Below are 655 nucleotides of genomic sequence, written 5' to 3'. Positions count from 1 at the left end.
ACCTCGTAGATGCGCACATCCTTCACGCGTGACACCTTGGCCGTGACTTCCGGCTCAAAGCCGAAGCGCTTCTCTTCTAGTGTAAGACCCTGAATAATGTCGCGGCGGAAGAGCTTGTAGCAGGTCTCCATGTCGGTCAGGTTCAGGTCGGTGCACATGTTGGAGAGGAAAGTCAGTATGGCGTTGCCGATGCTATGCCAGAAGAAGAGGATGCGGTGCGGGTGGCCGCCCATAAAGCGCGAGCCATAGACCACGTCGGCAAAGCCTTTGAGGATGGGCTTGAGCAGCAGGTTATATTCTTCCGGGTCGTATTCGAGGTCCGCATCCTGGATGATGACGTACTCGCCCGTAGCCTCGCGGATGCCGGTATGCAAGGCCGCCCCTTTTCCTTGATTGACACTGTGCTGTAGTAGCCGTAGCCCCATGGCGGGGTAGCGAGCGGCATACGCTTCAATAGCTGCCACGGAGTTGTCAGTGGAGCAGTCATTAACCAGAATAATCTCTTTTTGAATGTCGTTGACCAGCTTCAGTTCGCGCAGCAAATCCAAAATTTGATGGATGGTGCGGCCTTCGTTGTAAACCGGAATGACGATAGAGAGCTTCTCAATGTGTACCAAAGCGCAAATAGGCAGGATGGAAAGTCTGCAAAAGTAAG

At 53.6% G+C, this 655-nt stretch carries 1 protein-coding gene; it reads right to left on the bottom strand.

Translation table 11 applies throughout. The features are described from left to right. A partial coding sequence (locus tag ACYSMN_RS25520) for a glycosyltransferase family 2 protein (RefSeq protein WP_488926758.1) occupies positions 1-617 on the bottom strand: 617 nt, incomplete at its 3' end. Between the last annotated feature and the right edge of the window lie 38 nt (positions 618-655).

The organism is Hymenobacter sp. M1-2 (assembly GCF_057808495.1).
The sequence above is the reverse complement of the archived record's forward strand: the minus strand, read 5'-3'. Positions and strand labels throughout refer to the sequence as shown.